Raw genomic sequence first — 24881 nt, 5'->3', positions numbered from 1 at the left:
CTGCTCGACGTGGCCGACCGGCACCGGGGCCGGGTCGACCCCGCCGCCATCGCCCCCACGGTGCAGTGGCGCAAGACGGCCAGCCGGCTGACGACCGCCGGCGGGCCGGGCGCGTAGACGGTCGACGCCTGACCGTCGGGGGCGTCGCACCCCCGCAGCACACCACAGGGCGCCGGGGGGGCGCTCCGTCCCCACGGCCCACCGATCCCTTACGTTGGGCCGATGACCGCCGCCCCCCCGACCCGGCGCGCCGCGCGCCTGCGGCGCCTCGGCCCCGATGCCCTGGGCATCGGCTGGGTGCTGGCGGCGGCCGCGGCGGTCATGGCGCCGGCGCTGGCCCACGGGGCCTCGCTCGGGCCGTTCGACTGGCTGGCGTCGTACGGCCTGTCGAAGCAACCCGGCGTCGCCATCCACAACCGCCAGACCTTCGACCTCGTCACGGAGATGATCCCGTGGACGTCGCTGTCGTGGACCCAGGTGCATCACGGCCACCTGCCGTTGTGGAACCCCTACAACGCGCTCGGGACGCCCCTGGCCTTCAACTGGCAGTCCGCCACCTTCAGCCTCCCCGCCCTCGTCGGCTACCTCTTCCCGCTGCACCTCGCCTACAGCGTCCAGGTCCTGACGACGCTCGCCGTGGCCGGCACCGGCGCCTACACCCTGGGCCGGCTGCTCGGCGTGGGCGTCCTCGGCTGCGTCATGGCCGGGACCGTCTACGAGCTCAGCGGGGCGTTCTTCAGCTGGCTCGGCTGGCCCATGGCGGCGGTGCTGTCCTGGGCGGGGTGGTTGTTCGCCGCCGCGCTCCTCGTGGTGCGCGGCCGACGCCGGAGCCGTGCCATCGCCGCCGTCGCCGTCGTCGTGGCCCTGGCGGTCTACGCCGGGCAGCCCGACGCCCTGGTGCTGCTGGCGGCCGCGCTGGCGGTGTTCGTCGCCGCCCTCCTGGTGCAACGGGCCCCCGTGCTCGGCGGGTCGGGCGGCGTGGGGCGCGCCGTGCTCGACCTGGCGGTGGCCGGCTGTGCCGGGGCCGCGCTGGGGGCACCGCTGCTCCTGCCCGGCGCGCAGCTCCTCGCCGGGTCGGTGCGCGGCGCCAAGGGGGGCAGCCAGGCGCTCCCCGTGGGCGACCTCGTGCACGTCTTGCTGCAGGGCTTCGACGGATCGCCTGCGGGGCGCTGGTTCGGCTCGTCGTTCTACATGCGCACCGCCTCCTACGTGGGGGTCATCGGCATCGTCCTGGCCGCGCTGGCGCTGGCGGCAGCCTCGGGCCGGCGTCGTCGCCGGCCCGAGGTCGTCGCCGTGGGCGTGGTCGCCGTGGCCGCCGCCGCCCTCACCGTGCTCCCGCCGGTGGTCTTGGGCTCCGTGCAGTGGCACCGGGCGCTGCTCCCCATGGACTTCGCGCTGGCGGTGCTCGCCGGGGTGGGGACCGACGTCCTCGTCCGGTCCCGGGGCGCCCGCCCGCGCCGGTGGGCCGTCGCCGGGTTCGCGTCGGCGGCGGTCTTCCTGCTGCTCGTCTTCGCCCTGGGCCGGGGCAGCCTCCCCCCGGGCGACGCCGCGGCGCGCGCCCGGAGCTTCGTGTGGCCGTGGTCCCAGTGTGCCGTGGGCCTGGCCACCATGGCGGTGCTGACCGCCTGGGCCCGGTCCCGCCGTGCGGGACCGTCGGCGGGACCGGAGGACCCCGGACGGGCCACGCCCCGGTGGCGCCGGCCGCGGTCGGTCCGGTGGGCCGCCGCCGCCGTCCTGCTCGGCTGCGAGACCGCCTTCCTCGTCACCGCCGGCGCCTCGCTGTGGTCGTCGAGCCCCGACTTCCTGGCTCCCACGCCTGCCGAGGTGGCGCTGCGGGCCACCGTCGGCAGCGCCGTCGTGGGCCTCGGGAGCGACACCTGCTTCACCCCCGACCAGCTGGGCACCGTCCCCGACGTCAACGCCGCCTTCGGCATCCACGAGTTCGCCGCCTACGACCCGTTGCTTCCGCACCGCTACGACTCGGCCTGGTTCGCCCAGACGGGCCAACCACCCCTGCTGCACCACGGCACCGGCATCATCCCCTTCACGGTCTTCTGTCCCGTCGTGCCCTCGGCGCAGATCGCCCGTCGCTACGGCATCGGCTACGTCCTCGAGCACGCCGGGGCGCCGGGGCCCGCGGGCGCGGTCCTGGTGCGACGGATCGCGCAGGAAGACCTGTACCGCGTCCCGGGCGCCGCCGCCGCCACCCTGGTGGCCGCGGCGCGGTCAGGAGCGCTCCCGCCCGTCGACGCCCGGGGCACGGCCCTCAGGGTGACCCACCCCGACCCCGCCGCCTGGCGGCTGGCCACCCGCTCGGTGGGCCCTGCCGTCGTGCGGCTCCGGCTCACCGACGTGCCGGGCTGGCACGCCACGGTGGACGGCCGACCCGTGGCGCTGCAGGCGTATGCCGGGGTCATGCTCCAGCTGCGGGTGCCGCGCGGGCACCACACGGTCGAGCTGCGCTACCGCCCGGCGGCGTTCAGCGTGGGGATCGTGCTCGCGCTCGTGGCCGTGGCCGCCTCCGTGGTGGTCCCGGCGGGGCTGCGTCTGCGCGCCCGGTGGCGGCGGCGGACGGCCGGCGACACGGCCGGCGACACGGCGGGGCCGGTGGCGACCGGGGGGGTCGGCGCTCTCAGCGACCCGGCGTGAGGTCGGGCAGCCGCACCGGGTCCTCGACCAGCCCGCGGCGCGGGACCCACCACTCCGACGGGATGTTGTGCGTCTCGAGGAGCGACACCCACGCCGCGCGCAGCGCGTCGTCGTCGTTGCCGCCGAGCCCGCGCCAGTGCATGCCGGAGTCGGCGGCGAGCTCGCTCACCGCCAACGCCGCACTGCCCTGCCGGATCTTGCGCACGAACTGCTCCTCGGAGCGGTACGGGAAGTGACGGACCTCCAGCCCCCGCTGGCGCCGGCCCCGTCGGGAGACACCGTGGTTCCCCTGGTCCAGGCGCAGCCGGGGATGGGCCCGGACCACCACCTTGTGCAGTCGGTTGGGCTCGGCCTTGCGCCACCGCAGGCGCCGTACGGGGTTCGGCTCGGTGAGATCGTCGCCCGCCGTGGGGACGTGGTTGAACACCGGCACCTGCACGACGTCGGCGTCGCACGACGCCAGCCACGCGGCCACGGTCCCCGCTGGCACGGTCCCCGCTGGCACGGTCCACACCTCGTCGGCGTCGAAGGGCAGCACCCATCCCGCGCCGGCGCGCACCGCGGCCCGGGCGAGGAGGGTGGTCTTCTCCGCCTGGTAGTACGCCGGGAGCCGGTCGGCCAGCACGGTCACCGGGTGCGCCCGGGCCAGCCGCTCCAGGACGGCGCCGGTGTCGTCGGTCGACAGGTTGTCGGCGATGACCACCCGCTCCACGCCCTGCGCCAGGAGGTTGGCGATCACCGTCTCGATGACATCGGCCTCGTCCCGGACCATCCCGACGGCCCACACGCCGCCGGCGCCGCGCACGCCCTCGGGCAGCGGCTCGAGGTGGCGGCGCGCCTCGGCCGTGTGCCGAGACCACCCGGGTCGCCGCGTGAGCCTTCTGGGCACGCGACGTAGGCTAACTCGGGCGGTCGCCGGTACGATGCGCGCGTGACGCCGGTGGGGGATCGACGCGCGGCCGTCCCGTCGGGCACGCGCCGTCGGGACCGCTCGGACGACGGCTGACGGGGGCGCGGTGCCCCTCCCCAACCTCTTCGTCATCGGCGCGCCCAAGTGCGGCACCACGTCGCTGCACCGGTACCTGGCGCAGCATCCCCGCATCTCGATGTCGGCGCTCAAGGAGCCGAAGTACTTCCTCACCGAGGGGGCCCGGCCGCATCACCGCGGGCCGGGCGACGAACGCGCCTGTCGCAACTACGTCGTGGACCGCGGTGCGTACGAGGCCCTCTTCACCTATCCGCCGGGCCCCGGCGCGTACGCCGGCGAGTCGACGCCGTACTACCTGTGGGACGGCGCCGCCGCGGTCCGGATCCGGTCCCTCGTCCCCGAGGCACGCCTCGTGGCCGTGCTGCGCGAGCCGACCCTGCGGGCGTACTCCAACTGGGCCGACCTGCGCGAGCAGGGACGCGAGAAGCTCGACTTCGCCTCGGCGGTCGCCGCCGAGGAGGAGCGCCGGCGGTTGGACTGGGAGCCGTTCTGGCTCTACCGGGAGCTCGGCCTCTACGGGGAGCAGCTGACCCGGCTGTTCACGGTGTTCCCCCGCGAGCAGGTACTGGTGCTGCTGGCGGAGGATCTCTCCGAGGCGCCCGATCGCGGTGTCGACGAGGTGTGCGCCTTCCTCGGGCTCGACCCCCTGCCCGCGCCGTTGGAGGACGAGCGCCTCAACCAGACGATGTACAGGCCCGTGAACCGCAAGAGCCGGGCGCTCGAGCGCCTGCTCGAGCACGGCCAACGGGCCCGGCCGCTCGTGCCTCGGCCCGTGCGCCGGCTCGCCCGCGAGGCGGTGCGCCGCCGGCTGCGCTCCTCGGCCACCGCCGGCACCCACGGCTCTCGCCTGCGCCACGGGTTCGTCGACCTCTTCGCCGAGGACCGCCGGGTCCTCGACGGCCTGGGGCTCGGGCTCGACACCGCCCGCTGGGACCGTCAGGCCGACGACCCGGCCTGAGACCGGTCCACCTGCGATCCCTGTGCCCGAGACCGCCCCACGCCGCCCGAGACGCCGCCGTCCGAGACGCCGCCGTCCGAGACGAGAATTGTGGTCATATCCAGCCGGAACGGCGGCGGCCCGGCGCTACACTCGTCGCGTGCGGGGGACGGGGGGTTCGTGGCCGGGAGCGCGGTGACCGCAGGCAGCGCACAGGCGCGTCGCCGTCGCGGGCGGCCATGACGGCGCGGTCGCTCCAGCAGCTCTACGAGGACCCTGCCACACCGCTCATCTCGGGCTCGCCGCGCGCCAGGCTGCAGGCACAGATGCTGGTGGACGTCGGCTCGGGCGCGCACCGCCCGCTGCGCGCCATCGACGTGGGCTGCGGCGAGGGGACATGGACGGCCATGGCCGCCGACTTCGCCAAGCGGGCCGGTGTCGACGTCACCATCATCGGCCTCGACTGGTCCGTGGCCGCCCTCGAGCAGGCGCGCGGGCACGGGCTCGAGGTCGTGCGGTGCTCGACGGAGCATCCCGGCCTGCCGATCGGCTCGGGCAGCGTCGACATCGTCATCGTGAGCGAGGTCATCGAGCACCTCGTCGACCCCGACACCGTCCTCACCGAGGCGCGCCGTGTCCTCGTCCCCGGGGGGAGCCTGCTGCTGTCGACCCCCAACCTGGCCGCCTGGTACAACCGTGGCCTGCTCATGGTCGGCGTCCAACCGATCTTCACCGAGGTGAGCCTGCAGGGGATCTACGGTCGCCCCGGCCACGAGGTGGTGGGCCACCTCCGGGTCTTCACCCGCCGGGCGCTCCAGGCCATGCTGGAGGCCCACGGGTTCGTGGACGTGGTCATCACCGGGGCGCCCTACCACGACGTGCCCCGTCCGCTGCGGCCCCTCGACCGGCTGCTGTGCCGCACCCCGAGCCTGTCCTCCATCCTGCTGGCGTCGGCCACCGCTCCTCGAGGTACCCTCGGCGGACGGACCGGAGGGTCGGGGAGCTCGAGAGTCCACTCCGGGAGGTAAGAACGACCACTCTCCGGGGTTGTTCGGGCGGCGGAGCGAGAGAATTCATCAGATGTGACGATGAGAACGATCGCTTCCGATCCGTAGAGTCCCCGGGAAGAGGCATCGCACGGGCAGGACGCTTCGCGGTCACTCGAGGCGCGTCCGGGTTGTGGTCCAGCGGGGGGGGATTTCGTGACCGACGTCGAGCGTCAGTGGGGGGTTCTCGCCGTTCGCGGCGACGAGGCGGTCCTGGACGAGGTCGTCCTCGATCCGGGCCTCCCCACCCTGAGTCCCACGGCGATGTCGTCGGTGACGCACGTCGGGCGGGCCACCGGCGATCACGACGAGCGCCCCGGGGAATTCGCCATGGCGCGGCTCGACCGCGTGGCGGCCCGGGCCCTCGAGATCGGACTGCAGCGGGTGCAGGTGCTGGCCTGGCGTGACTTCGAGGACCCCGAGGCCGGGGGCTCCGAGCTCCACGCGCACCGCATGGCGACGGCCTGGGCCCGTGCCGGCCTCGACATCACCATGCGCACCTCGGCCGCGGCCGGCCAGAAGGCCATCACCAGCCGCGACGGGTACCACGTGATCCGCAAGTCCGGCCGCCACACCGTGTTCCCGCGCTCCGCGTTGAGCGGGCTCGTCGGCCGGCGCGGCCGGCCCGACGGGATCATCGAGATCTGGAACGGCATGCCCTTCTTCACCCCGCTGTGGGCCCGCTGCCCCCGTATCGTCTTCCTGCACCACGTGCACGCGTCCATGTGGCGCATGGTCATGTCACCCGGCATGGCGCGCCTCGGCGAGACGCTCGAGCTGCGTGTCGCCCCGCCGCTGTACCGCCACACCCGGGTGCTCACACCGTCGACGTCGTCGCGCCAGGAGATCCTGACCATGCTCCGGCTCGACCCCTCCCGGGTGAGTGTCGTCCCGCCGGGCGTCGACGCCCGGTTCCACACCGGCACCGGCAAGTCGACGGCCCCGCTGGTCCTGGCGGTGGGGCGCCTGGTGCCCGTGAAACGACTCGAGCTCCTCGTCGACGCCGTCGCCCGGGCGCGCCGGGTCGTGCCGAGCCTCCGCTTCCAGATCATCGGCGAGGGCTACGAGCGCGCCCGCCTCGAGGCCAAGATCAAGGCCGTCGGCGGGACGTCGTGGATCGACCTCACCGGCTACGTGTCCGACGACGACCTCGCCGACGCCTACCGGCGGGCGTGGGTCATCGCCAGCACGTCACTGCGCGAGGGCTGGAACATGACCATCACCGAGGCGGGTGCGTGCGGCACGCCCGCGGTCGTCTCCGACATCGCCGGGCACCGCGACGCGCTGACACACGGTGTGAGCGGGCTGCTCGTCGACCCCGGGGACGAATTCGTCGAGGCGCTCGTGCAGGTGCTCACCGACACGACGCTGCGTGAGAGCCTGGCGCGCGGCGCCATGGCGCGGGCCCGCAACCTGACCTGGGAGGCGACGGCCGCCACCACCCTCGGCGCGCTGGTCGAGGAGGCCGAAGCCCGCCTGTAGGCGCCGTCCCGGCGGCCGGACGGCCGTCGGCCCCGATCGGGCCCGGCGTCCTCAGCGACGCCGGCGCCGCAGCAGTTCCACCACGGCGTCGGCGCCCAGGAAGACGATGGCCGTCCACACCAACACGTTGGCCGCCTCGAAGTGGACGGGCCATCCTCCCGGCGGGAAATGCTGGCTGGCCTGCTTGGCCACCGTGTAGGCGGCGCCCCCGACGGCGAAGCCCACCACGGCCAGGGCCAACAGCCCGCGCGCCCGGGGGATGACCAGCGCCGCCAGCATGGCGAGCGCCACGCCGGCGAAGATGGCCAGGAACGCCGGCGGGGGCACCAGCACCGCAGCCACGAAGCCCGTCGCCGCGGCCACGACGGCCGCCAGCGCGGGCGTGATCTCCCGGCCCTCGGCGAAGGGGTTCGCCATGGTCGGGACGTCCTCCATCGCCGGCGTGCCGGCGGCGTCGTGGGCCGGAGGCGTGCCGGCGGCGCTGGCCACGGCCACGTCTCCCGGCCCACCCGACGGGGCCCGCCGACGGCGGGGCCACAGCACGAGCGCCAGGCAGGCCGCGACGGCGAGCCCCGACACCACCAGCATGATGTTCTCGATCGACTGCGGCGTCCACCGCAGGGTCACGGAGAACGCCCCCGTCCCCGTGGGCCGCACCAGCCAGCCGTTGGCGTAGCCGTCGATGAGCGTCGAGGGGCCGAGGTCGTGCCCGGTGGCGCCGACGGTGGCCGTCCAGCCGGTGTTGATGCTCTCGCCCAGGACGAGCCAGAACGGGCGGGTGGCGCCGGTCACCCGCAGGTGCAGCGTCGTCGCCGACGACGAGGTGACGTGCACCGACGGCGCCGGTCCCGGGACCGGCGCCGCCAGCCGCACCGCGGTCGCGGTCGTGGCCGCCGTCGTGGCGGCGCCCGTGGTGCCCCCGCTCGCAGCCGGCCCGCCGCCGGGGGCCGAGTCCAGCACCAGCTGGTCGATGTCGAAGCCCGTGGTCGCACCGGGCGTGCCCACGACGACGTGGCTGCCCGGCCCCAGGGTGATCCCGGCGGCGTCGGCACCACAGGGCCTCACGGTCAGCCCCCCGCCACCCAGGGCGGTGGCGGTGGAACCCGTGACCGCCAGCGGGACGGGCCTGCCGTCGACCGACAGGAGGTCGGTCCGGCACGTGGCGGGCAGCGTGGCACCCGGAGCCGCCACCGAGGTACCCGGGACGCCGAGCTCGGCGATGCCGAGGGGGAGAGAGATCGCCGCCTGCGACGTGTAGTCCTTCGTCGTCACGGTGCGGAGCCCGGTGACGGTGACGGTGAGGTCGTGCCCCGTCACGGGCGCGAAGTGCACGGGCATGCCGACGGTGGCACCCCGGCGGCGACCGTCGGCCACCGCCGGGAGCGTCACGGCGGCCGTCTGCGACCCGGCCGGGCAGCGGCCGTCGGCGGCGAGCCGGTCGCACGCCTGCACGCGCAGCGCCGTGGGCACAGAGTGGTGACCGTCGGCCGCCACCACCAGGTTCAGGTGGTCGACGGTCGAGCTCTGGGGCCGGTTCACCTGGATCCAGGCGCCCTGCTGGTTCGCCGCCCCCATGCCGGGCGACCACATCGTGGTGGGGTCGCCGTCGAGGGCGGCGGAGGCGGTGGCCCGCACGTCGCCGGGAAGCCGCCCCGAGGAGTACGCCACGGTCCCGCCCTTGTCCGCCGGGGGCCGGCCGACCACGGCGTCGACGGTGTCGTCGGCCGCCGACGCGCTGACGCGGGCGGTCCCGGCGAGCGCGAAGGTGCGCGCCGCGGGCAGGGTGAAGGTCCGGGCCAGCACGGGCTCGGGGTCCGCCGCGGGCGGGATGGGGGCCACGCGCTGGCGGGTCATCACGACGACCAGGCGGTGCGACTGCGACGCCGTGCCCACCGAATGCAGGAGGTCGTCGGGCATGGCGATCACGTTCTGGGCGCGCGCCCCGGCCAGGCCGACCTCGGCCAGGCCCACGGGGGAGGCGGGCGCGAGGGCGCGCTTCGCCTTCGAGCTCAACGTGGTGGCGTCGATGGTGATGCGCAAGGTGCTGAACGTGCGGCGGGGGAAGGTGACGACCTGCCCGGCGCCGGACCGCGACGACGTCCCCAGCTCGACGTCCACGGGCGAGCCCCCGTCGAACGACAGCGTGGCCCGCGTGATCCACTGGTCGACCTGGTAGTCACCCGGTGCGCGCTGCAGGATGGTGGCGTGGCCCGTCGTCGTCGGCTGCGTGAGCGTGACCTGCCAGTACTTGTTCACCGCGGGCGTGCCGTAGTGGGTCTCCCAGGCGGTGTCGCGCATGCCGTCGATGGCCATGACCGGCGAATGGTCCGGGTCCGTCGGCACGCCCTGGACCGACGCCACGCCGCTCACCTGGGACGTGGTCTGGGCGTCGGCGGGGGAGTGTCCGAAGATGTCGAGGGCCACCTTCGGTCGGGGGTCGGAGGCCGCCAGGGTCACCCCGGCGCTCCCCGACACCGCGTTCCACAGGAACGTCTGCCTGCGGTTGCTGTCGGTGACGACGAGGGTCGCCCCCCCGGCCAGGGCGCTCGACATCGCCGTGGGGTGCTGGTCGAGGGTGCGGGAGAAGAGCACGGGCGACGTCGTGTCGAGCAGGCCGAGCCCGGCGATGTCCTTCAGGCCCACGCCGTCGCCGGCGACCACCAAGGCGCCGGTGGTGGACTCGCCGCGCACGAGTGGGCGCGGGTCGGCCACCGACAGCACCTCGAGCGGCGACGGCCAGCGGGCGTCGGGGGACGACGCCAGGGTGGTCTCGTCGACCATCGGGTACATCGACACGTTCGGCGTGGGCGTGCCGTAGCCCACGGGGTCGCCGAGCCCGGCGGCAGGGAGGTCGAGCGACTTCCAGAACTGCTGTGGCGGGGGCCGGTTGTAGAGCTCGTAGGCGATGTCACTCTGCACCAGCACGTCGCCCACGCTCATGAGTCGGGCCAGGGGCGCGAGGTCGGCGGGGACGGCGGTGCGGTTCTGCATCGGGTAGTCGAGGGCGTACAGCAGGTCGTAGCTCGGGAGGGAACCGGACACGACCTGCTCGTGGGTGGCGAAGGGCCGCGTCAGGAGCCCGGGCCAGATGGGGTCGACGGTGTTGCCGTAGCGGTAGGCGCCGAAGTTGTCCCCCGGGACGGCGAGCACGCGGGTCTGGCGGTGCGTGGCGTTGAGGGCGTCGGCGGCCTGGGTGACGTAGCTCGGGATCGGGGTCGGGAACGTGTACCGGTCGAGGACGGTGGTGCCGTTCCACGCGGGCGGGTTGGCGGCGGCCACGGTGGCCAGCGTCAGGACCGTGGCGGCCGCCCCCAGCAGCCGGCGGCGGTGCGCCAGCGCCGTGACCCCGGCGCCGAGGAGCACGGCCAGGCCGAGCAGCACGATGGGCGTGGCCCGGTCCGACGACCGCAGGGCCAGGCCGGCGGTCGTCTTGGTCATGAACGACTTGATGACGCCGCCCAGGATGGAGGGATCGCCGTAGGGATGCGACCCCACGGCGAGGATCATCCCCACGATGATCAGGACCAGGAAGAAGAAGCGCTGGCGCCAGCGCACGACGACGGCCGCCACCAGGGCGACGAGCGGGACGGCGAAGCTCAGGCCGATCAGCCACAGGTCCTGGGTGAAGCCCGCCGACGTGGCCGCCCACGGACCGGCGAGGTCGGCGCCGTAATAGAACCAGTAGCCGAGCCCCCGCAGCACCTCGGACGACAGCGACGTCTTGGCCACGGCCGAGACGGTCTCGGTGGTGCCCAGGACGTTCAGGCCGTACCCGGACTCGATGGCGAGCGCCCACGCCCACCACAGCGAGACACCGGCGACGAGGATGGCCGTGCGCCAGATCACGCCCCACGCCTGGCGCAGCGTGTGGTCCTTGGCGACGAAGACGGCGTAGACCAGCCACAGCAGCGGGGCCACCGCCGCGTAGACCGGGCCGCTGGCGTTGTTGCCGCTGACCGTCAGCCACACCAGGGCGGACAGCGCCGGGTAGCGCCAGCCGCCGGTGCGCACACCGCGGATGACGAAGGCCACCATCCACCCGAGCCCCGCCCACGGCAGGACGAGGGTGCCGATGCGGCCCACGTCCTGGAGGAAGTAGGGCGACAGCATGTAGGCCACGGCCGCCACGAACCGCCCGGGCCCACCGAGGCCCACGGTCCGGCACAGGTAGAGCACCCCCGCTCCGGCCCCGAAGAGGAGCAGCCCCACCCACAGGCGCTGGCCCACCCACAGGGGGATCCCGAGGGCGTGGACGGCCCAGAAGAAGGGGTCGAGCGGCCAGAGGAACCCGATCTGCTCGTGGGTGACGGTCCCGAGCCCGATGTTGGGGTTCCACATCGACGCCGACTGACCCAGGTAGCGCCCGGGGTCGAGGTAGAGGTAGCTCTTCGTGTCCGAGTCGGCCACGCCGGGCTGGGACCACAGCTGCGGCACGAAGGCGATGAGCGCCACCGCCAGGTACTCGAGCCAGCCACCGGGTGGGCGCGCCCACCCGGTGCGTCCGGCGGGCCCGACGCGCGCCGTCCTGCTCGGTGCCGTCAGGCTCAACGCGCCGTCCCCCCCCTCCCGGCGTGGGTGCCACTAGGAACGAGCCAGTATGCCATGCGCTCGAGCCCGGGCGGGGGCACCGCACGGGCCGCGACCAGCTACGACGGCCCGTGCGAGTAGCCTTGCTCGGGGGGAGATCGGGACGTGCGCAGACCACATGACCGCCCGCTGGTGCTGCTTGTCGTAGCGGCCCTGGGCGCAGCCAGCTGTTCGGGCGCGCCCGGGGCGCCGCCGGCCACCATGGGCAAGGTGGGCAGCACGCTCCAGGCGAAGAACGCCACGTTCACGCTGGACCAGGTCATCCCCGACCCCGCCTCGCACCTGGTGACGACCCTCCTGACCGTGCAGAACACCTCCACCGGGCAGAGCAGCTTCTCGAACCTGCCGGTGATCTCGCTGCTCAGCGACGCCGCCGGTCACACGTTCAGCGCCGACAGCAACAGCACCGTCATCGTCCCCGAGTGCGGGGGGGTCGGACTCTACGCACCCGTGGCGCCGGGGCAGACCGTGCAGGGTTGCGAGTACTTCAAGGTCCCCAGCGGGGCGGTGCCGGCGCAGCTCGAGCTGCTGGTGCGGCCGACGTTGCGCTGGCGCCTGTCGAGCGCCCCCCTGCCGGGCACGACGGGCAGCGGCACCACCGCGGGGACCGGCACCGGGACGGGTACGGGTACCGGAACAGGAACCGGCACCGGGACCGGCACCGGGACCGGCACGGGGACGGGCACGGGGACGGGCACGGGGACGGGCACGGGGACCGGGAGCGGGCCTGTTCCCGCCCACGTGAAGAAGAAGAAGAAAAAGACGAAGCACCCTGCCCGCCACCCGGCACGCAAGCCCGCTCGTCACCCGGCCCGCCACCGCGTGCGCCACCCCAAGCTCGCCGCCTAGGCCCGGCGTGCCATGGTGACCACGTCGGCGGCGGCGTCCGCCACCCGGCCGCCGGCCGACCCCGCAGCGCACGGGGGTGACGGGGCCGCCACCGCGGTCGGGGGTGGCCCGTGGGCGCGCGCCGGGACGTGGGTGGCCCTCGGGGCCGTGGTCCTGTGGGGCTTGGTGAAGTGGCGCGCCGAGCTCAACGCCGTGGCCTACCTCGACGACAGCTCGGTGCACGAGCAGATGGTGCGCTTCGCCCTCCGCCGGTTCCAGGCGGGCCACGTGCCCCTGACGAGCTGGTTCCCGTACCTGGGCCTCGGGTCGCCGCACTTCCTGCACTACCAGGGCCTCGGGGCCATGCTGACCGGCCTGCTCGGGATGGCCACCGGTGGCGACGCCGCCTTCCGGTTGACGCTGTACCTGCTCCTCGCGCTGTGGCCGTTGCCCGTGTACTGCTCGGCACGCGTGTTCGGCCTGAGCCGCGCCACCTCGGTGCTGGCCGCGGCGGCGTCGCCGTTCCTCGCCAGCGCGGTGGGCGTCGGCTACGAGCCCAAGGCCTACGTCTGGATCGGCTACGGGGTCTGGGCCCAGCTGTGGGCGGCGTGGGCGCTCCCGCTCGCCTGGGGCTTCACCTGGCGCGCCATGACGTCGCGCCGGGCCGTCCTGCCCGCCGCGCTCTTCGTCACGCTGACCATCGCCCTGCACTTCGAGACGGGGTACCTGGCCCTGCTGCCCATCGGCATCTTCCCGTTCCTGGCGCCCGGACCGCTGCGGGGGCGCCTGGGGCGCGCCGCCGCCGTGGCGGCAGGGTCGCTGCTCGCTTCGGCATGGGTCACCATCCCTGTCATCGTCGACGGTCGGTGGGCGGCCACCAACGAGATCCTCGCCCACGGCCCGCTCGTGAACGGGTACGGGGCGCGCCAGGTGCTGTCGTGGCTGGTGTCGGGCCAGGTCTACGACGCCCAGCGGTTCCCCGTCGTGACGCTCCTCGCCGCCGTCGGCCTCGTGGTCTGCGTGGCGCGCTGGCGCACCGACCATCGCGGTCGCGCCGTCGTGGTCGTATGGGCGATGAGCCTGGTCCTTTCCTTCGGCCGGACGACGTTCGGATCGCTCACGGTGCTCCTGCCCGGGAGCACGGACATCTTCATGCGGCGCTTCATGATGGGTGCGCAGCTCGCCGCGCTGTACCTGGCGGGCATGGGTGGTGTCGCCCTCGCCCGGGCGGTCGCCGCCGCGGTGACGAGGGTACGGCCGGGCGTGGCGGCCTGGGCGGCGTCACCGGGGCGGCGCCTCGGGCTGGTGGTGGCGGCCGGCGCCGCCGGCGCCGTGGCCCTGGCGCCGGCATGGTCCCAGACGAGCGCCTTCGCCTCGCGCAACGCCCAGGCCGTGGGCGCCCAGCGCGCCGCCGAGCGCGCCCGGGGCCCGGAGATCGGCCGTCTGATCGCCTACGTGCGTGGGCACGGCGGGGGGCGCGTCTACGCCGGGATGCCGTCGAACTGGGGTTCGCAGTTCACGGTGGGGGTGGTCCCGGTGTTCAAGTACCTCGAGAGCCGGGACGTCGACGAGGTGGGCTACACCCTGCGCACCGCGTCGCTCATGACCGATCCCGAGTTCTTCTTCGACGAGACCAACCCGGGGGACTACCCGCTCTTCGGGGTCCGCTACATGATCCTCCCCGCCGGCATGTCCTCACCCGTGCCGGCGCGCCTGGTCGAGGCCGCCGGTCCCTACCGGTTGTGGGTGCTGCCGGAGGCGGGCTACGTGCGCGTCGTCGACACCGTGGGCGTGCTCAGCGCGGATCGCACCGACGTCGGCCTGATGAGCGTCCCCTATCTCCGCTCCGACCTCCCGGGTGCCGCCCGCTACCTCGCCGTCGCCTACAGCGGCGGCGCCCCCGCGCCGCTGACCGCGCCCGTCGGGGACGTCACCGGCTCCCCGGGGCGCGTGCGCGACGAGCGCGACGACCTCCCCGAGGGGCGCGTCACGGCGACCGTCGTGGCGCGTCGTTCCGCCGTCGTGGTCCTGAGCGCCTCGTACGACCCGGGCTGGACGGTACGCGTCGACGGCCACCCGGTCGCCGTCGAAATGCTCGCCCCGGCGCTGCCGGGCGTGGCGGTGGGGCCGGGCGTCCACCGCGTCACCTTCTCGTACGCCGGCTTCCGGTCGTACCCGGCCTTGATCGCCGTCGGCGCCGTCACGCTGGCCGCCCTCGTGTGGGTGGGGCCGCTCGACGGCCTGGGCGCGCTCCGGGCCAGGCGCCGGCGCGTCGGTGGGCCTGCCCCGGTTCAGCGCGCCGACTGACGGCGGCGCCGCTGCTTGGCGCGGTACATGGCGTGGTCCGCCTCGGCCAGCAGCTCGGCGGGAAGGGCGTCGGGATCGCTGGTGACGGCGAGGCCGACGCTCACCCCCACGTTCAGCTCGGTGCCGTCCAGGGAGAGGGGGACGTCGAACGCCGTCGTCAGCCGCTGGGCGATGGCGGCGGCGGCCTCCTCGTCGATGTCCTCGCACAGCACGACGAACTCGTCGCCGCCGAGGTGGGCGGCGGTGTCGGCGGGCCGGACGACGGTCTCGATGCGCCGGGCCGTCTCCACGAGGACCTGGTCCCCGACGCCGTGTCCCATGCGGTCGTTGATCCCCTTGAGCCCGTCCACGTCGCAGAACAGGATGGCCAGGGTCCTCGGCGTCCGTCTGTCCCGGGCGAGCGCCTGCTTCAGGCGGTCGTCGAGCAGGTAGCGGTTGGGGAGGCCGGTCACCGGGTCGTGCGTGGCGCGATAGGCCGTCTCGGCGTCGGCCAGCGACTGCTCGGTGACGTCGCGCAACAGGGCGAGGACGGCGGGCTCCCCGCCCCAGTCGGTGGGGACGAGCCGCATGTCGGCGAGGAGGGCCTCCTGGTCGGGCCGCCGGGTGGCCGTCGACGCCACCGGGAAGGTCGCCATCTTGCCGACCAGCTGGGAGCGGGTCTGTCCCAGCATGGTGGCGGCCGCCGTGTTGGCGAAGACGACGATGCCGTCGCGGTTGACCACGACCACACCGTCGGTGCTGCTCTCGACGGCACCCCGGAAGCGGCCCTCGGCGGTCGACAAGCGGTCGCGCAGGTCCCGGACCTCCCGGCGGAGGTCGTTGCGCTCCTCCTCGAGCCGGCGACCTATCTCGTCCGCGTCCACTTCGGGCCTTTCACGCCGTGCTCAGACGCCGGCCCGCGGGACGTCGGGGCCCCTGTTCGCCGGGTGGGCACCCGTTCCTGCCCAGTAAGGCCACCCGCCGTACCCCCCCCATCACTGATCGTGCGCTCACATGGCCCACGCCCCTCCCAAACTACCCACAACCGGCCGGCAAATCCTGTCCGATACCACGGAGCGTCCATGCTTCCCCACGGGATCCCGGTGCCGCTGCCCGACGGCCGGTGGCATCTGGTCGTAGCTCGAGGGGTCGAGCGGATCCGGGTCACGCGCTGGCTCGTCGACGGGCCGGCCCTGTCGCCCGGCTTGTCTCTCGGGACCACCCCCGAAGCCATCGCCTGGCGGTTGTGCGGGCTGGCGCCCGTCGATCTCCATGATCGCCAGCGGTTGCCCGAGGTGCCCGACGCGCGCCGACGGCTGACCCGCCGGCACCGGGCACCACACCTCGCCCTCGACCCGGGTCAGTCGAGCGCGTTCAGCGCCTGCTGCGCCGCGGCCAGCCGGGCCGCCTTGGCCTGGTCCTCCTCGGACCGACGGCGGCGGTCCGCCTCCCGACGCACCAGGAGCTCCTGGTAGGCGCGGTTCGCCTCGTCGACGCACGCCCGCACGTAGGCCACGGCCCCGCGCAGGTCGGCGGCGGGGACGGTCCAGTGGATCGTGCCGCCCAGGCGGACGTCGGGAGAGGGCATGTGCACGAAGTCGGGGGACCCGCTGCGTTGGGTGCTGCAGGTGCGGAACTCGCGTGCCCAGTCGCTCGTCGGCCGCCTCGTCAGGGACCACACCACGCGCACCTGGTCGCCTTCCACGTCGACGGCGTCCTTGCTCGTGATCGCGATCGGCTCCCACGGCATGGCGTTGGACCTCCTTCGGCGCTCTGCGACCCGAGGCTAACCGCCGCCCGCCGCCACGTCAGAAGCGCTGCCGGCGCTCCGCCCGACCCGCACCCCGACCCGGAGGTTGGCCACCGCCGCAGGGTCAGGGCCGCCGCCAGCCGATAAGGGGGGAGGTGGAGAGCCACCGCGGGCCCGAGGTGTACGCCTCCACCAGCCACCGGGCGCCGTGCTGGGGCACGCCCGTGCCCACCGGGGGGCGCAGCGTCACCGTCCTCGAGGCGTGCGGCCCGATGACGACGGGCCGGTCCGAAGCCGTCGCCCAGAACCCGTTGACGCTGCTGCCGGTGTTCACGAGGAAGTGCGGCGTGAGGGCGCCCGCCGTCCGGTTGTGCACGGTCACGGTCACGGCGTCGAGCGATCGCCCGGCATGCGAGGTGCGCACCGACCGCACCGCCAGCTGCAGGGGCGCGGCCGAGAACGCCAGCAGCGACACCACCACGACGCCGGTCACGGGGAAGGCCATCAGGAGCGCCGGCCGCGCGCCCAGCAGGCCGCGCAGGCGCGCCCACGGGGCGGCCACCGCGGGCCGAGGTTGCGACGGCGGGCGCGCCCCGGCGGCGACGGTGACCGCTGCCACCACCGCCATCGGGAAGAGGTCCACGAGGTAGCTCGACAGGCTCCGCGCCGAGAAGAAGAAGGCCACCGGGAGCAGCAGCGGCCAGATGCGCTTCATCGCCGGGTACCAGACGACGAAGGCCGCCACCACGGAGAGGTAGGCGAGGGCGCCCGCCACATCGAGGAGGCCGAGGTCGGCGCCCCCGGTGAGGCCGTGGGTCGCCAGGGTCACGAGGCCCTGGCCGTCGGCGACCAACGGGTCGACGAACGGGGCGAGGGTCCCGTGGAACCACGCGCCGGGCTGCCACACCACGAACGGGAGGTTCACGGCGGCGAAGACGGCCACCACCACCGCCACATAGGCCGTTGCCACCGGGGCGCCGCGGCGCCCGGCGCGGCGAGTCTCGACGGCCACGCCCACGACGAGGAAGGGCACGCAGAACCACGGCAGTTGCTTGACGGCGCAGGCGAGCCCGAGCGCGACGGGCCCCATGAAGCGCACCGGGCCCGCCGCCGTGCCCAGCGCGAAACGGTCCCATCGCCACACCGCCAGGATCAGCAGCGGCAGGAAGGGCGCGTCGGTCCCGCTGTTGCCGAACATGCCGACGAAGATCGGGGTGATGGTCACCAACGCGGCCAGCCACCGCAACGTGACCGGGAGGAGCGCGAAGAGGAGCACGCCGGTCAGCAGCCACGCCGCCAGGTCCACCCAGTCGACGACCTGGTGGTCGAGGCCGAGCAGGATGGCCGGGACGTCGACGAGGAAGGATCCGGCCGGGTACGACGCGTGCATCACGTGGGACCCGGTGACGGTGTAGGTCCAGTAGTGGTCGGGGACGCTCAGCAGGCGCGCCGCCGGCGCCATGGAGGCCGTGTACGGGTTCACCCCGTGCACCAGGGCGTGCGCCGACACGTCGTCGAAGGCGGCCGAGTCGGTGCTGTAGAAGGTGCGCGTGTGGATCATGACCGCCTGCGGCACCGCCGCTGACGCCAGGGCGGCGCCCAGCGCCGGGCGTTGCAGCCACGCGGACCGGGGGCTCCCCGTCAGCCAGCACGCGGCGGTGCCCGCCACGCCGGCCAGGACCAGCAGCGCGGCCAGGGCGACGGTCACCGGCGACGACCACCAGAAGCCCCACAGGTTGATGCCGCCGGTGAGCACCCCCAACCACACGAGCGTCCAGGCCCACCGCTCCAGGGGCACCGTGTCGACGGCGTCGGCCACGGAGGCCGAGGACGGGATCGCCTCGAGCCGGCGCAGGTGACGACGTGCCGTGGGTTGCGGGAGGAGGCTCATGACCGGTGCCGGGGACGGACGGGCTTCGGTGGCAGTCTGCCATGGCGTCCGCGGCGGGGGCGAGCGCCCGGCCCCTGCACCGGGGACCTCCGCCCCTGGTGGCCGGGCTCGAGCGGCGCGGATACTGCAGGAGGGCCGCCCGGCGCGGCCCCCCGGCAGGAAGGAAGGACACCGTGCCATCTCGGATCGACATCGACGACTTCCTGGCCCAGCGGCACATCGCCCTCGTGGGCGTGTCCACCGACTCGCGCCAGTTCCCGAACGCCGTCTACCGCATGCTGCGCGACGGCGGCCGGACCATGGTCCCGGTCAACCGCGGCGTCGCCGACGGGGCCGCCATCGAGGGTGACCGCGCCTATCGGTCCCTGGCCGAGGTGCCCGGGACCCTCGACGGGGTCGTCGTCATGGTGGGGGCCGACGCCGCCGCCGACGTGGTGCGAGACGCCGTCGCCCGGGGTGTGCCCCGGGTGTGGCTCCACCGGGGCGTGGGGAAGGGGTCGGTGTCGCCCGAGGCCGTGACGCTGTGCCGCCACAACGGCGTGAGGGTGGTCGACGGGGCGTGCCCGTTCATGTTCGCGGCGCCTGTCACCGGCATCCACGGGCTGCACCGGGCCCTGTCGGTGCGCCGTGTCCTGCGGCGCGCCGCCTGAGGCGACGGTTCACACCAGGTCGGGTGTCCAGACGACGCCGAGCCGTTCGAGGATGGCCGTGCTCTGCTCGGCCGTCCCGGCCGCCGTGCTCTGCTCGGCCGTCCCGGCCGCCGTGCTCTGTTCGGCCGCTCCGGCCGCCGGCCCCGATCCGTGGCCGAGGCGCGCCACGACCCGCAGGGTGAGGGCCCGCTCGTAGTCGGCCCCCCGCGTCTGGGCGGCACCCAGGCTCTCCCGGAGCGCCCGGCGCGCCCCGTCGAGGTCGCCCGTCCGTGCCAGGGCGGCCCCCAGGACCCGCAGGAGCAGTGGGTGCTGGGCGGACACCCCGCCGAGGGTCTTCGCCTCCTCGAGCGCCTCCTCCACGAGGCGTCGGGCGGCGTCGGGCCGGCCGGCGAGGAGCTCGCACTCGGCCATCCTGGCCTTGGTGTCGAGCACCTCGACGTGGCCGCCCACGCCCTGTGACTCCTGCAACGACTGCGCGAACAGTGCCATGGCCTCGTCGAAGCGACCCTCGCCGCACGCCACCCGGGCCAGCAGGCCCCGCACCGAGGCGGCCCCCGAGCGGTAGCCGGCGGCCTGCCAGATGCGCCACGCCTCGGTGAACAGCTCCGCCGCCTCGGCGAGCCGGCCCTGCTCGAGCGAGATCTCCCCGATGTTGTTCATGTAGAAGGCATCCATCACGGAGTTGCCCGTGCGACGCACCATCGCCTGGGCGCGGCGGTACAGCTCCAGGGCCCGCGACCACTCGCCGCGGAAGTACGCCAACCCGCCCAGCATGTTGAGCACGCTCGCCTGCCCGGTGAGGTCCCCGAGCTCCTCGAAGAGCGACAGGGCCTGCGTCCAGTTGGTGGGCTCCTCGAGTCGGCCCAGGTCCATGTGCGCCCAGTCGAGGACCTTCAGGGCGTTCGCCATGGCGTCGCGCTCGCCGGCCGCCTCGGCCTCGGCGACCGCGGCGTTGCACCATGTGATGGCGCGGGCGTGGCGCCCCTCCTCCTGGCAGAAGCGCCCGTACCAGGCGAGCAATTGGGCCCGTTGGGCGGCGGCCTCGGGGCCCTCGGCGCCCTCGATGGTGCGCAACCCGCGGGTGATCCACCGCAGCGCGGCCGAGTACCGGTCCAGCCAGCCCATCACGCGCGCCAGCTTCAGCACGACGCGGGCCTGGCCGACGGCGTCTCCGTGGATGTGGCGGCGCGCGGCGCGGTAGGCGGCCTCGGCCGCCAGGTAGTTGCCGGCGTGGTTCTGGGCGTCGCCGAGGTCCTCGAGGGTCCGGGCCACGGCATCGGGGCCCACCTCGGGCAGGTGCCGGGCGACGTCGAGCGCGCGCTGGTAGAACTCCGCCGCCTCGATGTTGGCGTAGACGGCGCGGGCGCGCTCCGCGGCCACGTGCGAGAACGACCACGCCTCCGCGTGGCGGTGCGCATGGAAGAAATGCAGTGACAGGAGCTCGGCGTGGTCGTCGGCGGCGTCACCGGCCTGGGCGCGGATGGTGTCGCCGGCGCGGGCGTGCAGTCGCTGGCGCAGGCGGAAGGGCAGGCCGTCGTACGCGCTGTCGCGGATGAGGGCGTGGGCGAACGTCACCGTGCCGTCCGGGCCGTGCTGCAGGAACTCGCCCAGCCGCTGCCAGCGGTCGTCGGTCACGGCGGGGGAGTCGTCGACGACGGCCCCGAGGAGCCCGGCCGGGAACGACCGGCCCAGGACCGAGGCGCGCCGCAGCAGGTTCCGGTCGAGCGGGTGCAGCTGGTCGATGCGGGCCGCGATGACCGCCTCGACCGAGTCCGGCAGGTCACCGAGGCCCTTGTCGGCCCGCGTGTTCGCCACCAGCTCGCGCAGGAAGAGCGGGTTGCCGCCCGAACGCTCCGCCAGCGCGGCGATGGCGTGCGGCGCGATGGGCGAGTCCCGGGTGGCCAGGTGGATCAGCTCGGCGGCGTCCTGGCCGTCGAGGGGGAGGAGGTCCACGAGGACCACCGCCGGCTCGCGTGGCGCCGAGAACCCGGTGGCCTCGTCCCGGCGGGTGACGCACACCACCCAGGGCCGGCCGCTCACCGCTGTCGCCCAGTGGCGCACGACGTCGGCGGACGCCTCGTCCATCCAGTGGGCGTCCTCCACGACGAGGAGCATGGGCGCGCCCACGAGCGCGCCCAGCAGCTCGGTGGTCGCCGACGCCAGCCGGGGACGGCGGAACTGCTCGTCGAGTTGCGCCGACTCCTCGGTGTCGGGCACGGGGACGTCGACCACCGACGCGAGCAGGGGGACCCACGGCGCCACTGCCGGTGCGACCCGGTCCACGGCGTCGCGCAGGCACGAGGCGGCCGCGGTGTCGGGCATGTCGGGGGCGATGCCCAGCAGCCCTCGCAGCAACCCCCGCAGCGGGAAGTAGGGCGTGGACGACTCGTAGTGCTCGCACGTCGCCCGGACCAGCGTCATGTCGCCGGCCATCGCCTGGAGCTCCTCGACCAGCCGTGACTTGCCGACGCCGGGCTCCCCCGTGATCTGGAGGAGGGCGCCGCCGCCCTGGCGCGCCCCGGTCACGGCGTCGCGCATGAGGCCGATCTCCGTGTGCCGGCCCACGAAGGGGATGCCGTCGTCGCGCCGGCTCCGCCGAGCCGTCGCCACGTTCCCCACGCTCAGCGCCCGGACGGGCTGGGCCTTGCCCTTCACCACGAAGGGCTCGAGCTCGACGGTGTCGACGTCGGCCCCGGACTGCTCGAGCACGTCGGGGCTCGACAGGATCTGGCCGGGCTGTGCCTTGGCCATGAGCCGGGCTGCCAGGTTGACGGCGTCGCCCATCACCGTGAAGGTGCGCCGGTAGTGGGGGCCGATGTCGCCCGCGAAGACCGAGCCGCGGTTGACCCCGATCCGCAGGGGCAGCTCAGGGCGCAGGTCCATCACCTCGCGCAGGACCAGCAGCATCCGGTGCTCGTCCCCGCCCGAGCTCGACGGCGCGCCGGCGGTGAGGATGATCTTCCCGCCGTCGCGGTCGATGTCGGTCCCCAAGAAGGCGACACCCTGCCGGTCGGCGGACCGCTGCACACCGCTGACGAGCCCGTCGAGGAGATGGGCGAGCTTTTCGGGGCCCGACGACTCGATGAGGGCGTCGGTGCCATCGAAGTGGATGAAGGCGACGGTCACCCGACGGTGCTCCGGCTCCTGCATCCCCGCCAGGAGCGCGGCGCGCACGGCCGTGGAGACGCATGCCGACAGGTCGGTCGAAGCGCTGACGGGCTCGAGGGTGGCAGGCGCGCACGACAGGCCGGGCGGCGCCCGCCGCAGGAGGACCCCGTCCCCCTTGCCGCTCCCCAGGACGCTCGAGCGCAGGGCCCGCGCCGTCGCCGGGCTGACGACGATCTCGCCCGCTTCGGCCGTGGACTCCATGCTCACCGTCGTGCTGGCCGCCGGCCCGGTGACGATCAGCTCCCGGTGCGTCTCACCGACGAGGAAGAAATCGAACGCGCCGCTGTGCACGCCCACCGACATCCGCAGCCCGACCCGGTGCCCGAGCACCGTGATCCTGCCCACGGCGCGCAGCGTCCTGCGCATGCCCACCGCCGCCCGGCACGCCCGGACCTCGTGGTCGTCGCCGGTGAAGAGCAGAAGGAGTGCGTCACCCCCGAACTTGATCAGGCCCCCGCCGTGGGCGTAGCCGACCGCCAGGAGATCCACGAAGCACCGGTTGATGGTCTCGCTGAGCTCCTCGGCGCCCACCTTGCCGTGGCTCGCCAGGCGCTCGGACAGCTTGGTGAAGCCCGAGATGTCGACGAAGGCCACGGACCCGGCGATGTCGCGGTGGATATCGGTGGGGGACCCGGTGACCCAGTCGACCACCAGCCGCGGCAGGTACGGCGCCAGGAGGTTCCCCGTCCCGCTGGCGGGGGGCGCGGGTGCACGCGACACTGCGGTTGCCTGCTCCGACACCACCTGCTCCGACACCAATTGCCCTGCCTGCCCCCTCCGGCCCCACGCACGCCACGGGGTGCGGTCGCACAAGCGTAGGCGGAGAGCCCCCTACGAGAAAGCACGTGCCCGGGCACCGGAGCAACCCCCGGCCCCCGGAGCCTCCCTGCTCGGGAACGCGGGCGGCGGCGCCCGCTCGGACCGCTCGGCGCCCGCTCGGACCGCTCGGCGCGCGGCCGGACCGCTCGGCGCGCGGCCGGACCGCTCAGCGCGTGGCCGGACCGCTCAGCGCGTGGCCGGACCGCTCAGCGCGTGGCCGGACCGCTCAGCGCGTGGCCGGGCCCAGCACCAGGTTCCCGATGCGCACGTGCGCGACGAAGTCGAGGTAGACACGGGGGCTGCTCTGCAGGTCGTCGCTCACCCGGACACCGACGGGCCCGGCCACCTGCGGTCCCCGGTCGGCGCCGTCGCGCCCTGTCAGCATCCACCCGCTCGGCTCGGGGCCGCCCGCCCGCCAGACCTTGGACGCGAAGGTGGTCGGGTCGGACCCAGAGATCCGGACCGCCACGCGGTACGGGCCGTAGGGCGGCCCGGCGGGGAAGTCCGCCGTCGGGTCGATGCCGGTGTCGTACTCGATGGTGAAGTCACCGGGTTGGCCCTTGCCCACCGGGTTCTGGGTGCGCAGCCACAGCCGGCGCGTCGCCGCGTCCCACACCAGGCCGAGGCGGTAGTACCCGGTCGCCCCGGCGTTGCGGTAGCGGGCCACCACATAGGCCAGCACGCCCCCGTAGGCGGGGTCCACGGTGTTGATGTCCTCCATGAACGAGACGTCGAAGGTCCCCTCGAAGTCGGCGACCGACGTGGCGGGCAGCACGACGATGTGCTCGGCGGTCAGGAACGGGCCCGCCCGCACGGCCACGCTGCCGTCGTGACCGTCCACCGACAGGTCGGCCGACGCGCCTTTGGCGACCACCCACGGCCCGCCCACGTCGGCGCCGCCCCATCCCCCCGACACCACGCGGTGGAACGTGTCGACGGCGAACGCGCCGGCGGGGACGGCAGGCGGCCGGACCGAGGGGACGGCGGGTCGCCGCGTCCCGGGGACGGTCACCGGGTGCCCCGATCCTCCGGCCGACAGCGCGATGCCGGCGGCGATCCCCCCGACCACCACGACCACGACTGCGATGGCAACCGTCTTCCGCTGCAGGGCACGCACCAGGGCAGCACCATACCGGCAACCGTCGCCGCCGGTGGTGCCGTCGTCGTCACATTCCGGGCGCGCCACCGCCCGGCCTCACGCCGGCGGGGCATCATGGGGATCGTGCAGCTCGTGCTGGTGCGACACGGCCGTGCGGGGACGAAGGAGGGATGGGCCGGCGACGATCGGCGCCGGCCCCTCGACGCCCGCGGGCGACGCCAGGCCATGCACATCGCCGACGTCGTGGCCCCCCTGCGACCCGACCGCATCCTCTCGAGCCCGTCCGACCGGTGCATCCAGACGATGGAACCCCTCGCCGCCGAGCTGGGGATCCCGATCGAGGAGGGTGCCGACCTGACCCCCAATGCCGCGCACGGCGCGCTGGCGCTCGTCCGCTCCCTGTCCACCCCGGGGTCGTCGGACCAGGGGTCGTCGGACCAGGGGTCGTCGGGCCAGGGGTCGTCGGACCAGGGGTCGTCGGGAACGGTCGTCCTCTGCACCCATGGTGAGGTGATCGGCGTGGTGCTGGCCGCGCTCGCCGCCGCCGACGGCATCCGCCTGCCGCGCCGCCCGCCGGGCCTGAAGGGGTGCGTGTGGGTCATCGAGTTCCGCCAGGGGCGGGTGGTGTCCGCGCGGTACATCGCCCCGGCGCGTCTCTGACTACTGGCGCGGCCTGACGAGCCATGGAGCCGCATGGGGCC

General features: G+C 74.5%; 15 protein-coding genes. 8 read left to right on the top strand and 7 right to left on the bottom strand.

What is annotated here, in order from left to right; translation table 11 throughout:
* Nucleotides 1–222: 222 nt before the first annotated feature.
* Nucleotides 223–2649: a YfhO family protein gene (locus VMV22_13200; GenBank protein ID HUY23287.1), complete on the top strand. Its 2427-nt coding sequence runs from the start codon at nucleotides 223–225 to the stop codon at nucleotides 2647–2649.
* Here VMV22_13200 and VMV22_13195 read toward each other — a convergent pair.
* A complete protein-coding gene (locus VMV22_13195) occupies nucleotides 2633–3538 on the bottom strand; it encodes a glycosyltransferase family 2 protein (GenBank protein ID HUY23286.1) in 906 nt (301 codons plus the stop codon). The genes VMV22_13200 and VMV22_13195 overlap by 17 nt on opposite strands.
* A 127-nt stretch (nucleotides 3539–3665) precedes the next feature.
* Between VMV22_13195 and VMV22_13190 the strand changes: the two genes are divergently transcribed.
* The 3 genes from VMV22_13190 (at nucleotide 3666) to VMV22_13180 (ending at nucleotide 7102) form a co-directional block, all read left to right on the top strand.
* Nucleotides 3666–4595, top strand: a complete 930-nt coding sequence (locus VMV22_13190; protein ID HUY23285.1) for a sulfotransferase — start codon at nucleotides 3666–3668, stop codon at nucleotides 4593–4595.
* A 218-nt stretch (nucleotides 4596–4813) separates the two neighbouring features.
* Nucleotides 4814–5602, top strand: coding sequence for a class I SAM-dependent methyltransferase (locus VMV22_13185; GenBank protein ID HUY23284.1), 789 nt, complete (start codon nucleotides 4814–4816; stop codon nucleotides 5600–5602).
* Between the two features lie 174 nt (nucleotides 5603–5776).
* Nucleotides 5777–7102, top strand: a complete 1326-nt coding sequence (locus tag VMV22_13180; protein HUY23283.1) for a glycosyltransferase family 4 protein — start codon at nucleotides 5777–5779, stop codon at nucleotides 7100–7102.
* Between the two features lie 51 nt (nucleotides 7103–7153).
* Here VMV22_13180 and VMV22_13175 read toward each other — a convergent pair whose 3' ends face one another.
* Nucleotides 7154–11650 carry an alpha-(1->3)-arabinofuranosyltransferase family protein gene (locus VMV22_13175; protein HUY23282.1) on the bottom strand — a complete coding sequence of 1499 codons (4497 nt, stop codon included), beginning with the start codon at nucleotides 11648–11650 and terminating at the stop codon, nucleotides 7154–7156.
* Nucleotides 11651–11794: 144 nt separating this feature from the next.
* On the opposite strand from VMV22_13175, the gene VMV22_13170 reads away from it, so the two are divergent.
* Both VMV22_13170 and VMV22_13165 read left to right on the top strand, forming a co-directional pair.
* Nucleotides 11795–12538 carry a hypothetical protein gene (locus VMV22_13170; GenBank protein ID HUY23281.1) on the top strand — a complete coding sequence of 248 codons (744 nt, stop codon included), beginning with the start codon at nucleotides 11795–11797 and terminating at the stop codon, nucleotides 12536–12538.
* 12 nt (nucleotides 12539–12550) lie between these two features.
* Complete coding sequence (locus VMV22_13165; protein ID HUY23280.1) at nucleotides 12551–14824, top strand: YfhO family protein; 2274 nt, start codon at nucleotides 12551–12553, stop codon at nucleotides 14822–14824.
* On the opposite strand, the gene VMV22_13160 is transcribed toward VMV22_13165, so the two are convergent.
* The 3 genes from VMV22_13160 to VMV22_13150 all read right to left on the bottom strand — a co-directional run bounded on the left by VMV22_13160 (nucleotide 14809) and on the right by VMV22_13150 (nucleotide 18444).
* The gene (locus VMV22_13160; GenBank protein HUY23279.1) at nucleotides 14809–15687 is read right to left on the bottom strand and encodes a sensor domain-containing diguanylate cyclase; all 879 of its coding nucleotides are present in this window, start codon (nucleotides 15685–15687) and stop codon (nucleotides 14809–14811) included. The genes VMV22_13165 and VMV22_13160 overlap by 16 nt on opposite strands.
* Nucleotides 15688–16163: 476 nt before the next feature.
* On the bottom strand, nucleotides 16164–16553 hold the full coding sequence (locus tag VMV22_13155; protein ID HUY23278.1) for a hypothetical protein: 390 nt from the start codon (nucleotides 16551–16553) through the stop codon (nucleotides 16164–16166).
* A gap of 124 nt (nucleotides 16554–16677) precedes the next feature.
* Nucleotides 16678–18444 carry a hypothetical protein gene (locus tag VMV22_13150; GenBank protein ID HUY23277.1) on the bottom strand — a complete coding sequence of 589 codons (1767 nt, stop codon included), beginning with the start codon at nucleotides 18442–18444 and terminating at the stop codon, nucleotides 16678–16680.
* Nucleotides 18445–18617: 173 nt separating this feature from the next.
* Here VMV22_13150 and VMV22_13145 point away from each other — a divergent pair, with 173 nt between their 5' ends.
* The gene (locus VMV22_13145) at nucleotides 18618–19094 is read left to right on the top strand and encodes a CoA-binding protein (GenBank protein HUY23276.1); all 477 of its coding nucleotides are present in this window, start codon (nucleotides 18618–18620) and stop codon (nucleotides 19092–19094) included.
* 9 nt (nucleotides 19095–19103) lie between these two features.
* Here the strand turns inward: VMV22_13145 and VMV22_13140 are convergent, their stop codons facing one another.
* Together VMV22_13140 and VMV22_13135 are read right to left on the bottom strand one after the other, a co-directional pair.
* Nucleotides 19104–22982 (bottom strand): adenylate/guanylate cyclase domain-containing protein, encoded by a 3879-nt coding sequence (locus tag VMV22_13140; GenBank protein HUY23275.1) that lies wholly within the window; start codon nucleotides 22980–22982, stop codon nucleotides 19104–19106.
* 325 nt (nucleotides 22983–23307) lie between these two features.
* On the bottom strand, nucleotides 23308–24198 hold the full coding sequence (locus VMV22_13135) for a hypothetical protein (protein ID HUY23274.1): 891 nt from the start codon (nucleotides 24196–24198) through the stop codon (nucleotides 23308–23310).
* Between the two features lie 105 nt (nucleotides 24199–24303).
* Between VMV22_13135 and VMV22_13130 the strand changes: the two genes are divergently transcribed.
* On the top strand, nucleotides 24304–24840 hold the full coding sequence (locus tag VMV22_13130; protein HUY23273.1) for a histidine phosphatase family protein: 537 nt from the start codon (nucleotides 24304–24306) through the stop codon (nucleotides 24838–24840).
* Nucleotides 24841–24881: the final 41 nt, after the last annotated feature.

The sequence above is a fragment of the Acidimicrobiales bacterium genome (genome assembly GCA_035531755.1).
Classification (GTDB): Bacteria; Actinomycetota; Acidimicrobiia; order Acidimicrobiales; family UBA8190; genus DATKSK01.
This window is presented reverse-complemented; position numbering and strand designations above follow the sequence as displayed.